General features: G+C 71.2%; 13 protein-coding genes. 3 read left to right on the forward strand and 10 right to left on the reverse strand.

The features are described 5' to 3' along the window. Window positions 1-127: 127 nt before the first annotated feature. The 10 genes from ACIP4X_RS08250 to ACIP4X_RS08295 form a co-directional block, all read right to left on the reverse strand. Entirely contained in the window at window positions 128-967 is an 840-nt protein-coding gene (locus ACIP4X_RS08250) for a response regulator transcription factor (RefSeq protein ID WP_358728778.1), read from the reverse strand. A gap of 50 nt (window positions 968-1,017) precedes the next feature. Next, window positions 1,018-2,601: a histidine kinase gene (locus tag ACIP4X_RS08255; RefSeq protein WP_391459667.1), complete on the reverse strand. Its 1,584-nt coding sequence runs from the start codon at window positions 2,599-2,601 to the stop codon at window positions 1,018-1,020. 15 nt (window positions 2,602-2,616) lie between these two features. Then, window positions 2,617-3,510, reverse strand: coding sequence for a DUF5936 domain-containing protein (locus tag ACIP4X_RS08260; RefSeq protein ID WP_358728774.1), 894 nt, complete (start codon window positions 3,508-3,510; stop codon window positions 2,617-2,619). Between the two features lie 27 nt (window positions 3,511-3,537). Further along, on the reverse strand, window positions 3,538-4,479 hold the full coding sequence (locus tag ACIP4X_RS08265) for a type II secretion system F family protein (RefSeq protein ID WP_358728773.1): 942 nt from the start codon (window positions 4,477-4,479) through the stop codon (window positions 3,538-3,540). Between the two features lie 19 nt (window positions 4,480-4,498). Next, the gene (locus tag ACIP4X_RS08270; RefSeq protein ID WP_358728771.1) at window positions 4,499-5,836 is read right to left on the reverse strand and encodes a CpaF family protein; all 1,338 of its coding nucleotides are present in this window, start codon (window positions 5,834-5,836) and stop codon (window positions 4,499-4,501) included. Between the two features lie 84 nt (window positions 5,837-5,920). Further along, a complete protein-coding gene (locus ACIP4X_RS08275; RefSeq protein WP_401347344.1) occupies window positions 5,921-6,292 on the reverse strand; it encodes a TadE family protein in 372 nt (123 codons plus the stop codon). Between the two features lies 1 nt (window position 6,293). Next, on the reverse strand, window positions 6,294-6,710 hold the full coding sequence (locus ACIP4X_RS08280; RefSeq protein ID WP_358728767.1) for a TadE/TadG family type IV pilus assembly protein: 417 nt from the start codon (window positions 6,708-6,710) through the stop codon (window positions 6,294-6,296). Beyond that, the gene (locus tag ACIP4X_RS08285) at window positions 6,707-7,960 is read right to left on the reverse strand and encodes an AAA family ATPase (protein ID WP_358728765.1); all 1,254 of its coding nucleotides are present in this window, start codon (window positions 7,958-7,960) and stop codon (window positions 6,707-6,709) included. The genes ACIP4X_RS08280 and ACIP4X_RS08285 overlap by 4 nt, the downstream gene beginning before the upstream one ends. 13 nt (window positions 7,961-7,973) lie before the next feature. Beyond that, window positions 7,974-8,681, reverse strand: coding sequence for a Flp pilus assembly protein CpaB (cpaB, locus tag ACIP4X_RS08290; protein ID WP_358728763.1), 708 nt, complete (start codon window positions 8,679-8,681; stop codon window positions 7,974-7,976). Window positions 8,682-8,766: 85 nt separating this feature from the next. After that, window positions 8,767-9,576: a hypothetical protein gene (locus ACIP4X_RS08295; RefSeq protein WP_358728762.1), complete on the reverse strand. Its 810-nt coding sequence runs from the start codon at window positions 9,574-9,576 to the stop codon at window positions 8,767-8,769. Window positions 9,577-9,936: 360 nt separating this feature from the next. Between ACIP4X_RS08295 and ACIP4X_RS08300 the strand changes: the two genes are divergently transcribed. Genes ACIP4X_RS08300 through ACIP4X_RS08310 form a run of 3 tightly spaced genes read left to right on the forward strand, consistent with a single transcriptional unit; the run spans window position 9,937 to window position 12,507 of the window. Further along, window positions 9,937-11,496, forward strand: a complete 1,560-nt coding sequence (locus ACIP4X_RS08300) for a hypothetical protein (protein ID WP_401347347.1) — start codon at window positions 9,937-9,939, stop codon at window positions 11,494-11,496. 28 nt (window positions 11,497-11,524) lie between these two features. Then, window positions 11,525-12,088, forward strand: coding sequence for a hypothetical protein (locus tag ACIP4X_RS08305; RefSeq protein ID WP_358728758.1), 564 nt, complete (start codon window positions 11,525-11,527; stop codon window positions 12,086-12,088). 20 nt (window positions 12,089-12,108) lie between these two features. Continuing rightward, window positions 12,109-12,507, forward strand: coding sequence for a hypothetical protein (locus tag ACIP4X_RS08310; RefSeq protein WP_358728756.1), 399 nt, complete (start codon window positions 12,109-12,111; stop codon window positions 12,505-12,507). Window positions 12,508-12,600: the final 93 nt, after the last annotated feature.

Raw genomic sequence — 12,600 nt, forward strand, 5'->3', positions numbered from 1 at the left:
TCTCGGTGCCGCTTGCGACACCGGAAACGTATGCCGGAACACCCCGTCCGCCGGAGGGTCCCCGGACCCAATCCCGGGCCCAAAGCAGGACCCGACCCCGCCTCCCCCGCACCGTCGTCATCACGCCTCACACCAGCCCTCGTGACGAACCAGGGGCCGTGCCGAGCCACTTCGCGGCGGCCTCGGAGCGGCTGGTGCTGTGCAGCTTGGCAAAGATGCGGTTGATGTGGTTCTTGACGGTCTTCTCGCTGATGAAGCAGGTGGCGGCGATCTGCTGGTTCGTCATGCCGGACGCGATGAGGTCCATGATCTCCGCCTCCCTCGCGCTGAGTTGGAACCTCGACCTGTCGACGGCGGCCGGACGGCCACCTGTCCATCCAGACGAAGACTGTCCCACAGCTGGTTGCAGGTGCGAAAGAGTTTCGAGAGAACGTCCTGTTTCTTGCGACGTTGGGGATATGCGATCGTGTGCAATCGCATCCACCACCGGCTGGTCCCGGCGCAGTCGGTCCACCAGCGCGCTCGCCGCCGTGGGAGTGAAGTGGGCCCTGCCCTCCTTGATGTCGCGGACGGCGGTGACGAGTTGGTCGGCCGTGAACTCGCCGTGGACCAGATACCCGCCCGCGCCCAGGCGCAGGGCCTCCTGGACGATTTCCGACTCGCTGCTGTAGGTCAGCATCATCACCGGGGCGATCCGGACCAGGTACGGCAGGGCGGAGAGGCCGTCCACGCCGGGCATGCGGACGTCGAGCAGGACGACGTCGGGACGGTGCTGCTGGGCGGCCTCCCAGGCGGCGCGGCCGTCGGCGGCCTCCGCGACCACCGTGATGTCCGCGCGGCCGGAGAGCAGCGCCGTCAGGCCGGCGCGTACCACGGGGTTGTCGTCGGCCACGACGACGCGCAGGGGCACGGCCTGCGCGGGTTGTGGAAAGCCCTCGAAGGGGTTGGGAGTCGTCCGGTCCGGCACGGCGGCGGCCTCCTCTCTGGGTCGTGGAGCAGGGATGGTTCGTCGGACGGTCATACGGTCGGTGTCGTCAGGGCTCCCAGGGGCAGTTCGAGGCGGACCTCCGTTCCCTTGGGGTGGGAGCCGCGGCCGATACGGATGCGGGCGCCGACCGAGGCCGCCCGCTCGACCATGCCGACCAGGCCGAAGTGGCCCGCCCGGCGGAGTTGTTCGAGGCTGGTGCCGGGCGGCAGGCCGCGGCCGTCGTCGTACACGCTGATCCGCAGCAGGTCGCCGTGGACACCCGCGCACACCTCCACGTGCGTGGGCGCCGCGTGCCGGTGGGCGTTCTCCATCGCCTCCGACGCGATGGTCAGCAGCTGGCGGGCCACGGCCGGCGGCACCGGCGGCACGCCCTGCTCGCCGATCGGGCGGCAGGCGGCGGACAGGCCAGTGCGGGCGGCGAAGTCACGGGTGCGGGCGACGAGTTCGGCGAGCACGTCGGTGCCGTGGTCGGGGTCGTTCTCGCGGCGCAGGTCGGTCAGCAGCTCGCGGGCCTCGGCGGCCGCCCGGCGGGCCGAGCGGGCCACCAGTTCCGCCTGCTGCTTCACCAGGGTCGCGTCCATGCGGTCGGCGCCCGCCGAGCCCGCCAGGCCGTCGGCGGCCATGGCCACGCCGTGCAGGGTCTTCGCCACCGAGTCGTGCATCTCGCGTGCCAGGCGGGCCCGTTCGGCACCGACCGCCTCGGTGACGGCGAGACGGGCCTGGACCGTGGTCAGCGCCCGGGTGGCCTCGCCGAAGCGGAGGAGCAGGTTGCGCACGGTGACTCCGGCCGCGCCCGCGATGACGCACAGGCCGGGGAGGAGGGCGGCCTGGGCCAGGTCCGGGGACAGTTCCCTGGAGCTGGTGGAGACGACGAGCAGGATCAGCGACTGGAGCGAGGCGAACAGGGCCGCGCCGCGCCAGCCGTACACGAGACCGGCGAGGAGCGGGGTGCAGACGCTGACGTAGGCCAGCGTGCTGTCCGGGCCCGCCGCGATCAGGAGGAGGGCACCGAAGAGGGTGTCCAGGGCGAGGAGCGTGGGGTGCCGCAGGAGCAGGGGGCCGAAGCGCTCCCAGTCCCTGAACAGGACGTAGGAGCCCATGAAGGTGACGACCACCGCGGCGCTGACCAGGCGGGTGGCGAGTCCGGGGGCCGCGTTCAGCAGGGCGACGGGGGCGGCGAGGGCGATCATCGCGAGGCGGAAGGCGAAGACGTGGCGGCACATCGCTTGCAACGCGCTGATCTGCAGCTTTTCCGGATCGGGTGCCGATGCGCCCGCGGGTGCGGGTTGCGTTGGGGGCACCGCGCTGCCGACCGGGTCCGGGTTCCCGCCCGTACCGGCCGTGCGGCTGTCGCCGTCCGGTGCGGGTGGCACCTCCGGGGCCCGTTCCCCGTCGGCGGCCGTCCGTCCGTCCGGCTGCTGCGGCACGCCCGGCAACGCGGCCTTCACCGGCTCCCACCCCGGCGGCAGCTCCGGCGTCACCGACGTCACCGGGATGTCCGGCGCGCCCGTGCGGACGTGGGCCGGCAGGACCGTACCCGCCGGAGGGGTGGTGATCTCGGGGATTCTCGGGCGGCGGCGCAGCAGCCCGGTGCGTTCCTCCGTCGTCGCCATGTCCTCGCCCGCCCCCTACTTGCCCGTACCCGTGAGGGAGCCGAAGTCCACGCCCGAGCCGAGGATCAGCCCCGCGCCGAGGAGGATCATCGTGGCCGGCACCATGAACGTGGTGATCATCATGGTGGCCTTGGGCACCGCGCGGGCGGCCTTGCGGCGGGCGTTCTGCGCGTCGGTGCGGCGCATGTCCTTGGCCAGGGCCACCAGCGTGTCGACGATGGGCGCGCCCAGTTCCTCGCCCTGCTGGAGGGCGGTGACGAACATGGCGACCTGTTCGGAGTCGTTCCTGCGCCGCAGCTCCGCGAAGGCCTGGCGGCGGCTCATGCCGAGGTCCATCTGGCGCAGGGTGATGCGCAGTTCGTCCGCCCAGGGGCCCTCGTACTTGTCGGCGACGCGGTCCAGGGCCTGGCGGAAGCCGAGGCCCGCGCTCACCACGACCGCGAGCACGTCGAGGAAGTCCGGCAGCGTCCGCTCGATCACGTCCTTGCGGATGCGGATCGCCGACCAGATGCCGACCTCGGTCCAGAAGGCGCCGAAGGCGAACAGGATCAGGGCCATGAAAAGCTGGCCCCGCAGGAGGAACACGAGTCCGCCGACGCCCCCCAGGAAGCCGTAGACCGCGCGCCGGGCCGCGTAGCGGTCGATCGTGAGGCCGCCGGGGTTGCCCGCCAGGTCGATCCTGCGGCGGTACTTCGCCACCCTCTTGGGGCCCATCAGACGCAGCACGGCGGGGGCGTAGCGCATGCCGAGGCGGTCGACGAGGGAGTCGACCGCGCCGGTGCGGGTGGCGCCCACCTCCAGGGCCAGCGCCAGGTCCCCGGGCAGCCTGGCCTCGGCGCGGTACATGCGGATGCCGGCGAAGACGCCCCAGACGCCGAGGCCCATCACGAGTGCGAGCAGCAGTGCCATCCCTCTTCCCTCCTTCCGGGAACCCGGCTAGACGTCGATGCGGGACATGCGGCGGATGAGGACGAAGCCGACGGCGTAGAGCGCGAAGGCGATGATCACCGCGCCCTGGCCGATCGGGGAGGCGGTCATGCGGTCCAGGGCGCCGGCCTTGACGCCGTTCATGAGGAACAGCGCGCCGATGCCCAGTACCGGGACCGCGTAGGAGGTCATGCTGACCTGGGAGAGCTGGGTGCGGACCTCGCGGCGGGTCTCCTTGCGCTCCTCCAGGGTCTCGGTGAGGTTGCGCAGGGCGCTCACCACCTGGCCGCCGGCCCGGTTGGACAGGACCAGCGTGGTGACGAGGACGACCAGTTCCCGTGAGGGCAGCCGGTCGGCGAGCTCCGCCAGCGCGTCGTCCATCGACGCGCCGAGCGCCAACTGGTGGGCGACCTTGGCCAGTTCCTCACCGGCCGGGGCCTCCAGCTCCTCCGCCGCCATGCCGATCGCGGTACGCAGGGCGAGGCCCGCCTGGGTGGCGTTGGCCAGGATGCGGGCCAGTTCGGGGAGTTGGTTGATGAACTTCTCGATCCTCTTCTGGCGCTGCCAGTTGAGGAACTGGATCGCCGCCCAGACGCCGAGCAGGCCGGCCAGCGGTCCGAAGAAGGGGGCCAGGGCGGCCTGTCCGATCAGCCAGAGGGCGGCCACGGTGGCGAGCATGTAGACGAAGAACTCGCCCGGGGTGACGTCCAGGCCGGTCGCGGCGAGCCTCAGCTCCAGCCGGCGGCCGAGTCTCGTGCGACGCAGGCGGCGGTCGAGGCCGGGGAAGCGGCGCCGGCGGCCGACGGGGATCTGGCCTGTCTGGGAGAGCCGGTCGACGAGGGCCGCCCGCTGGGCCTTGCCGGAGCTGTAGGCGTGCAGGCCCGCGACGGCCAGCACACAGGTCAGCAGGGTGACTCCGGTGGTGAGGGTGACGAGGGTGCTCAGATCCATGGGGACGGTTCCTACCTGCCTACCTGGCTTCTCGGGTGGCCAGTTGGTCTGCGGACTGGGCGACGCCGAAGGCCTGGGGGATGGGCTGGCTCGCCATGTAGAGGCGGTCGGCGGTGCGGCGGGGCAGCGGGTGGTACTCGAAGGCGCCGTAGATCCGGCCGTCGGACGCCATGGGCCGGGCGGCGAAGCGGGCCACGGTGGCCAGCCGGTACGGCTCGCCGCCGTGGCTGTCGAGGACGGCGATCTCGGTGACGCGGCGGGCGCCGTCGGCGAACCGGGTGAGCTGGACGATGACGTCGACGGCGCTGTTGATCTGGTCGTGCAGGGCGACGAAGGGAATCTCCACGTCGGACATGGAGGCGAGGGTCTGCAGGCGCGTCAGCGCGTCCTCGGCGCTGTTGGCGTGCACGGTGGCGAGCGAGCCGTCGTGTCCGGTCGACATCGCCTGGAGCATGTCGAGCGACTCGCCGCCGCGGACCTCACCGACGACGATGCGGTCGGGGCGCATACGCAGGGAGTTGCGCACCAGGTCGCGGATGGTGACCTGGCCGCGGCCCTCCACGTTCGGCGGCCTGGACTCCAGCCGGATCACATGCGCCTGCTGGAGCTGGAGTTCGGCGGAGTCCTCGATGGTGATGATGCGCTCGTCCGCGGGGATCAGTCCGGACAGGGCGTTGAGGAGGGTCGTCTTCCCGGTGCCGGTGGCCCCGGAGACGATGACGTTGAACTTCGCCTGCACCAGTCCGGCCAGCAGGTACAGCATGTGCTCGTCGAGCGAGCCGAAGCCGATCAGCTCCTGGAGGGTGAAGGAGCGGGGGAAGCGGCGGATGGTGAGGGTGGGGCCGGTCAGCGACAGCGGCGGGATGATGACGTTGACGCGCTCGCCGGAGGGCAGACGGGCGTCGACCATCGGATTGGACTCGTCCACGCGGCGGTTGACCGTGGAGACGATCCGCTCGATCGTCTGCATGAGCTGGTCGTCGGAGGCGAAGCGGAGGGACAGCTGCTCGACCCGGCCGCCGCGCTCGACGAAGATCGCGTCGGGTCCGTTCACCATGATCTCGGTGATGGAGGCGTCCTCCAGGAGCGGTTCGAGGATGCCGAGGCCCAGGGCCTCGTCGACGACCCGGCGGATCAGCTGCGAGCGCTCCACGGTCGAGAGGACCGGGCCCTCCCGGCTGATGATGTGCCCCAGCACCCGCTCAAGCCGCACCCGGCGCTCGGCGGCGGCCAGCGAGCTCATCTCCGCGAGGTCGATCTCCTCCAGGAGCTTGGCCCGGTACGAGGCGACGAGGTGGCCGTCCTCGCCCCGGCTGCCTTTCTCCTCGGGGGAGTTGATGCGTGCGCGGAGGCTCATGGGTTCCGGTGCTCCTCGCTCCTGCTCGGCGGTGTCGTGGTCGGTCCTGGTCGGTGGTCGGGCGGTCTCAGCGGTCGGTCGGTCTCAGTGGTCCAGCGGCATCGTCGCGGTCTTGTGGGCCCGGCCGAAGTTCCAGCCGGGGACGATCGAGGGGATCTTGATGCCCGCTGTGACGGTGACCTCCTTGCCCCCGTACGAGGCCGGGCAGCTGGTGCCGCCAGCGAGCCAGTCGCTGACCGCGTTCGCGCAGGCCTGCCCGGCTTCCTGCCGGAGCGAGGCCGCGCGCGCCCCGGCGCGGGCCGCGGTGCCGGCCTGCTGGGCCGTGTAGGCGATCAGGCCGATCTGGATGACGGCCATGGCGAGCAGCATCAGGATCGGGATGAATCCCAGGTACTCGATGGCGACCTGACCCCGGTCGTGGCGGCGACGGTCGCGGTGTACGTGTCCGTACGGCATGTCAGTTCGTCGCCTCCTCTACGGCACCGGCCTGGCCCGTGACCGTGAAGGGGAAGCCGATCGCGCCGGGGAAGAGGACGGGGACCTTGAGGTCGACGCGCGCCCGTACGTAGCCGTTGCCCGTCTCGCAGCCCACCTGAGCCCCCCTTCGCCACGCCGCCGACAGCTTGTCGAGCCCGGCCCGGCTGCAGGCGGCCTCCCTGGCGCCGCGATCGGCCGCCGTGCCCGCCCGTACCGCCTCGTCGGCAGCATTCCCCGCAAGCGTGTACGTGTACCCCAGCAGCACGCACTGCCACAGCAGCACCAGCGTGATGAGGATCGTGGGCGTCATGCCCAGCAACTCGACGGCGACCTGCCCGCTGTCCGAGCGCAGCCGGCCGGCCGACAGCCTCTTCCCTGTGCCTGCCCGCACGTTCATCCACCTGCCTCCTTGCGTCGCCGGAAACTCACCGACCCCCGGTCGCCCCGCAGCCGCCCGCCCTTGCGGTCGGCCTCGGGCGCCTTGACGAGCCCCAGTTCGCCGGCGAGCCCCCACAGCGCCTGCTTGACCGTGCTCTTGCTGTCCAGTTCGTGGATGCGGCCGGCGTCCACCGCGCCCTGGAGCTCCTTGAAGCCCGCGGGGACCGCCGTGCCCGCCACCGGCGTGCCGGTGATCTTCTGGATGAGCGGCGGCTGGATCTCGGTCGCCCGGGTGTGGCGGTTGACGACGACCGTCGTCTCCTCGGCCTTGCGGATCTGCAACCGGTCCCACATGCGTACGGTCCGCTTGGCCGCGCGCACCGCGACCACGTCCGGAGTGGTCACGAGCAGCGCGGTGTCCGCCATCTCGACCGCCGCCGCGCTCGCCCCGCTCATCTGGGCGCCGCAGTCCAGGACGACGATCTCGTAGCGGGAGCGCAGCGCGCTGACGATCTGGCGGGCGGCCCGGTCGGTGACCTCCTCGCCACGCTCGCCCTCGCCGGGGGCGAGCAGCAGCGCGAGCCCGCTGTCGTGGCGGAAGATCGCGTCGGCCAGGACGCGCGGGGAGATGTCGGTGATGGCGGCGAGGTCGACGACGGAGCGGCGGAACTGGACGTCCAGGAAGGAGGCGACGTCACCGGACTGGAGGTCCATGTCGACCAGGGCCGTGGCGCGCCCGGACGCCTGGGCGGCGAGGGCCAGTTGTATCGCCGTGAGGGTGGCGCCCACGCCGCCCTTGGCCCCGCTCACCGTCACCACCCGGCCGCCGGCCCCGGTGAACACCTCGCCGCCGTGGCCCAGATGGCGCCGTACGCCCACCGACCACTGGGCCACCGCCTGTACGCGGCTGACCAGTTCCTCGTAGCTCAGCGGGAGGGCCACCAGTCCCCGCGCGCCCGAGTCCATCGCGGCCGAGAACAGGCCGGGACTGGCGTCGGAGGTGATGAGGATGACGCCGACCGCCGGGAAGCGCAGGGCCACTTCGCGGATCAGTTCCAGGGCCGGTACCGGGCCGATCCGCTCGTGCACCACCACGATCTCGGGCAGTTCGTCGACGGACTCGGCGGCCAGGCGCGCGAGGGTGTCGATGAGCTGGGTGGAGTCGGCGACCGGGGCCACCGGCTCGGCGTCGGGGAGCTGGCTGAGCAGGGTGGTGATGGACCGGGCCGCGTCGGCGTCGCCGACGGCCGGGAGGATCCTGGTGGTCATGCCTGCCGGCCTCTCACTTGTCGTTCGCGAGTTCGTAGGTCCGGTCCTTGGCCGGGACGCTGGTGTCGCTGCCGGGGGCGACCAGCGCGAGCCTGACGCGCTGGGCGAACGACTCGGCGTAGGTGATGCGCTGGGCGTCGATGGTGGAGAGCGCGAAGGTGATCGGGACGGCGTCGGTGGGCTGCTGGGCCCGGTTGTCGGCGTTCGGCTGGAGCGCGGTGATCCGCCCGACGTCGAGGACCTTGGCGTTGGTCACGATGATCTTCGACTGGGCGGGGTCGCCCTGCCGCTGTCCGCCGAAGGTGGCGTAGACGTTGACCGTGGAGCCCGGTGTGATCTTGCCGGCCACGCCGGTCGCCGCGTCGATCATGATGGCGACCTCCTGCTGGCCCGGTTGCAGGGCCGGCTGGTCCACGATCATGTCGCTCTGCAGCAGGGAACCCTTGCGCAGGGTGGTGACCGCGATCTTGCCCTGGATCTGCGCGAGGTCGGTGACGGCGTTCGGCGACAGCCACCGTTTGGGCATCTTGACCTTCTCGAACTGACCCGTGCTCAGCGTCGTGTACGGCGCGACGTCCGTGCGCAGTTGGTAGGCGGCGACCTCGGGGCCGACCTTGGACTTGACGTCGCTGATGACGGAGAGCACGCCCGCGAACGCGGCGAGGGCGCAGATGACGGACAGGATCAGGAGTATCACGCCGCGGCGCTGACGGGAGTTCATGAACCGTGCAACCTCATTGGGATATCGGTCGGCGAAGGCGAGCGGAATCGAATGACGGTGGTGCCGGTGGTTCAGGTTCAGGGACTCATCCGGAGGGTGTCCGGTTCTCGGGGACGGGCGGGGTGGCCGAGCAGAAGACGCAGCGGTCTCCGATGACGTCGATGCCGCACCAGTGGCACACACCCTGGCGGACCGAGGTGACCAGCTGGTAAAGCACCGACAGGTCGGGCAGGTAGGTGCAGAACTCGATCAGCTTGCCGGTGCCCCACCAGGTGGCGGACTCGGCCGGCAGGCCGGCCTCGCGCAGCCCGAGCGCGTTCCACGCGGGGGCGAGCGTGGAGCCGACCCAGTCGGACTGGAGCTGGCCCTTGGCGAGCAACATCCAGCTGCCGAAGTCCGGTCCGTCCAGGGTGGCTTCGGGGCCGATTCGGACGAGCTGGGGTTCGGGGTGGGCGATCACGCCGAACTGGCTGCCCGGGACCCAGGACTTGGCGTGCGCCTTGAGTCCGACGGGGACGCGGTCGAGACGGGCGACCGAGGACAGGACGGCGCCCGCGTGGATGTAGTGGGTCAGCAGCCGGCCGGCCGAGGCGAGCACGCCGGGGCTGAGGTCGCAGGAGGCGAGCTGGCGCAACTGGCGGGCGAGGACGGCGAGTCCGAGCGGCGGCAGATCGGGCCGGAACAGGGCGATGCGGTCGCTCTCCAGCAGCGACCGGACGGTGTGCAGCCGCCGTTCCACCCCGCTCGGCACGGCGTGCGAGCACACCACGACGACATACCCGTGGTGGTCGACCAGGGCCTTCATCGCGTCGAGCGTCTGCTCCAGCGGCTGCCGGTCCAGGTCCTTCAGGACGACGGCGGGCACGGTCCGCTCGTCCTGCGCGGGCAGCGCCATGTCGGCGCTTGTCACAGCAATGGCAGTTGACACGCGCAGCTCCCCGTTAGACGCCTGTCGGCCCGCCGGTGGTCCTCCGGCACGCCGAGTTGACCTCACTGCGTGACTACCTCAGCACTGTATCCACGCCTCTGTGGCCGGAGAACAGCGATTTCGTACCTGGCCGGCAACTCTCCTCTCCCAAGTCATTTCAAACCGGGGCAGGGTGAGCATCCTGAATCGACCCGAAAGCATGGGCCGGACTCAACTCGTTGACCCTGGGCCCCGGTTTGGGTCCGCGGACCCACGCCGCCCGGCACCGCTCGCACCTACGCTCGCCGACCGGAACGGCGCTTGCCGGTGGGCGAGGAGGGGTACCGCATGGCTCGCGGGGGCGGCATACGGACATGGCCGAGGACGTACGGGTGCGACGACTCGGGCGCGACCGCCACCGAGTACCTCGGCATGGTCGTGGTCGTCGTCGCCGTCGTGCTCGGCATCGACGCCACCGGTGTCGGCCGGACGATCCACGACCGGATCGCCGCCGAGATCTGCGAGGTCACCGGCGGCTCGGACTGCGGCGCGAGCACAGGGGACGGCGGCCGGGCCCTGACCGACTCCGACTTCGAGCCGGCGCTGTGCCAGGTCTCGACGGTCAGCGACAAGGCGGGCTCCAAGGCGAAGATCCTGTTCTGGGAGACCGGCAAGGAGTACGGCTTCCAGGAGCAGCACCTCAAGGCGCACACGGACGTCAACCACGATGGCAAGGTCGACGACCAGGACGAACTGGTCTACCTGACCTTCACGGACGCGGCCTCCGTCAGCGCCAAGAAGGACTTCAAGCCCGGACTGAAGGTGGGGAAGGTCGGCGCCGACAAGGTGGAGCTGGGCGCCGGGATCAAGGTGACCAACGGCGACACCTGGGTGTTCGAGAGCCCCGAGGAGGCGCGCCGGTTCCGCGACGACGTCGAGAAGCTCCAGATGTACCGGATGCGGCGGCAGTCACCGGGCGGCGCGGACGCGAGCCTCGGCGACAGCATCCTCTACCTGTTCGGCACCGGTCCCCTCAAGGACGAGGAGAACACGGAGAACCGGGTCAGGAAGGCGCTGGGCGACAACCGTAGGATCACCTACGGGAAGGTGGGCCTGGAGGCCTCCGCGGCGGCCGGTCTGAAGATCTCGGCGGGCGACGACAAGAAGCTCAGCGCGGCGCTCGGCGGCAACTTCCGATACGCCCCCGAGGTCACCTGGACCGACAACGCCTACAAGAACACCAAGTCGTACACGTACTCCTCGTCGATCGAGTACGGCGCCAAGGCGGGCTACGAGGCCGGCGTGCTCAAGGGGGACGCCTCGGTCTCCACCACCCGGACCGGCACCATCACCGTCACCTACGACAAGACCACCGGCAAGCTGGTCGGCGTCAACATGACCCACACCGTCGAACGGGGCGGCCAGAAGGAGGGCGCCAGGCTCGGCACGGGCAACGGCAAGTCGGGCAAGGACGAGCGCGGCGGCGGGGTGAGCGGAAGGGGCGCCGACAGCTCCACCGGCATCGAGATCGTCACGACCGCCCTGAGCTTCGACCCCGGTCCCGCCGGGGACCAGGACCGGGCCGTCGCCGAGCAGTGGCTGAGCGGCACCGACGAGCAGCTGGTGACGCCGTTCCAGTACATGTTCGACGATCACGCGCCGACCCGGCGGCCGGGCGCCGACGACCCCTTCGGCCGGCTGGTCTTCGACAAGGGCAGGTCCAGCAGGATGACGTACACGGGCCAGGTGAACGCCGCCGAGTACGGCTTCGAACTGAACCTCGGGCTCAGCCTCGGCCTGTCGGTCAGCACCGAGCAGAAGTCGGAGACGCTCACGGACGCCCGGTTCCTCGGTGCTCCGGACGGAGACCGCCGCTCCTACGTGCCCTACAGCTACTGTGCCAAGTGATCTCGCCGACAGGAGGGCTGGTACGCCGATGAGGACACGACTGCTGATCGCGGGCCTGCTCGCCGCCGCGGCCGCCCTCACGGGCTGCGGCAGGAACGACGCGGACTCCGCCTCCGTGCCGGACGACTGGGGAACGCTGAACACGAAGGGCGTCTCCGTGTCGTATCCCGCGGGCCCCAGGGGATATGCGGAGCAGAGCGCCGCCGAGCGCAGCAAGTACAACGCGGCGGCGGCCGTGCGCGAGGAGTCGGGGCGGACGGTCTCGGTCGTCACCGTGCAACTGGACTTCACCCGGGCCGACTCCGCCGAGCAGGCCGCCATCGCCGCGGAGGCCGGGATCCGGATGGGTGCGAAGGTGGAGGGCGAGAAGGACGTGAAGCTGGCGGGCACGGACCGGGCGAAGCGGATCGACTTCACCTTCGCCTCGACCGGCGAGGACGGCAACCCGCCCAAGGGCACGCCGATCCGGGGCGTGATCCTGACAGGCCTGGACTCGGCCGACCGGACCTTCGCGGTCCGGATCGACGCGGCGCGGGGCGTGCTGCCGGCCGCTGACCTGCGCCGGATCATCGACTCGGTGCGGGTGCACTAGCGGTGGGAGGTACGGCTCCCGTGCTGCCGCTGGTCCGGGCCTGGGCGGTGGGCGTGGTGGTGCTCGTCGCCACCGAGTACGTGCAGATGACACTGCTGTACGGGAATCTGGTCGGCCCGCGGGGCGTGGGCTCCTTCGGCGCGGCGCTGGCCCTGGTCCATCTGCCGAACCTGGTGTGCGTCGTGCTGGCGACCTGGGCGGCCGCGCGGGCCCACCCGGCACCCTGGCGGGAGATCCCGGCGCGGCACGTGGTGGCGGCGTGCGCGGTGCCGGTGGCGGCGCAGTTGCTGACGCTGTCGTTGCGCTGGGACCGGGCCGGGGTGTCGTCCCTGGCGCTGTGGATGTCGACGGGGGTGCTGCTGGCGGGGTGCGCGCTGGGCCTGCTCCTCGAGCGGTGGCGCGAGGAGGCGCAGGCGTAACGGGGGCCCGGTACAGGGGTGTTGAGCCGGAACGACTTTGGTCTGGACCTCTTGACAAGCCAAATGGTCTGGACCAACTTGTACGACCAGGGC

This window comes from Streptomyces sp. NPDC088817 (assembly GCF_044750345.1).
Classification (GTDB): Bacteria; Actinomycetota; Actinomycetes; order Streptomycetales; family Streptomycetaceae; genus Streptomyces.

Bases quoted from the DNA above. Each gene is read 5' to 3' on its own strand.
- ACIP4X_RS08300 (WP_401347347.1), top strand. From the start codon at position 9,937: ATGGCTCGCGGGGGCGGCATACGGACATGGCCGAGGACGTACGGGTGC.
- ACIP4X_RS08280 (WP_358728767.1), bottom strand. From the start codon at position 6,710: ATGAACGTGCGGGCAGGCACAGGGAAGAGGCTGTCGGCCGGCCGGCTG.
- ACIP4X_RS08305 (WP_358728758.1), top strand. From the start codon at position 11,525: ATGAGGACACGACTGCTGATCGCGGGCCTGCTCGCCGCCGCGGCCGCC.
- ACIP4X_RS08260 (WP_358728774.1), bottom strand. From the start codon at position 3,510: ATGGCACTGCTGCTCGCACTCGTGATGGGCCTCGGCGTCTGGGGCGTC.
- ACIP4X_RS08275 (WP_401347344.1), bottom strand. From the start codon at position 6,292: ATGCCGTACGGACACGTACACCGCGACCGTCGCCGCCACGACCGGGGT.
- ACIP4X_RS08285 (WP_358728765.1), bottom strand. From the start codon at position 7,960: ATGACCACCAGGATCCTCCCGGCCGTCGGCGACGCCGACGCGGCCCGG.
- cpaB (WP_358728763.1), bottom strand. From the start codon at position 8,681: ATGAACTCCCGTCAGCGCCGCGGCGTGATACTCCTGATCCTGTCCGTC.
- ACIP4X_RS08255 (WP_391459667.1), bottom strand. From the start codon at position 2,601: ATGGCGACGACGGAGGAACGCACCGGGCTGCTGCGCCGCCGCCCGAGA.
- ACIP4X_RS08295 (WP_358728762.1), bottom strand. From the start codon at position 9,576: ATGGCGCTGCCCGCGCAGGACGAGCGGACCGTGCCCGCCGTCGTCCTG.
- ACIP4X_RS08270 (WP_358728771.1), bottom strand. From the start codon at position 5,836: ATGAGCCTCCGCGCACGCATCAACTCCCCCGAGGAGAAAGGCAGCCGG.
- ACIP4X_RS08265 (WP_358728773.1), bottom strand. From the start codon at position 4,479: ATGGATCTGAGCACCCTCGTCACCCTCACCACCGGAGTCACCCTGCTG.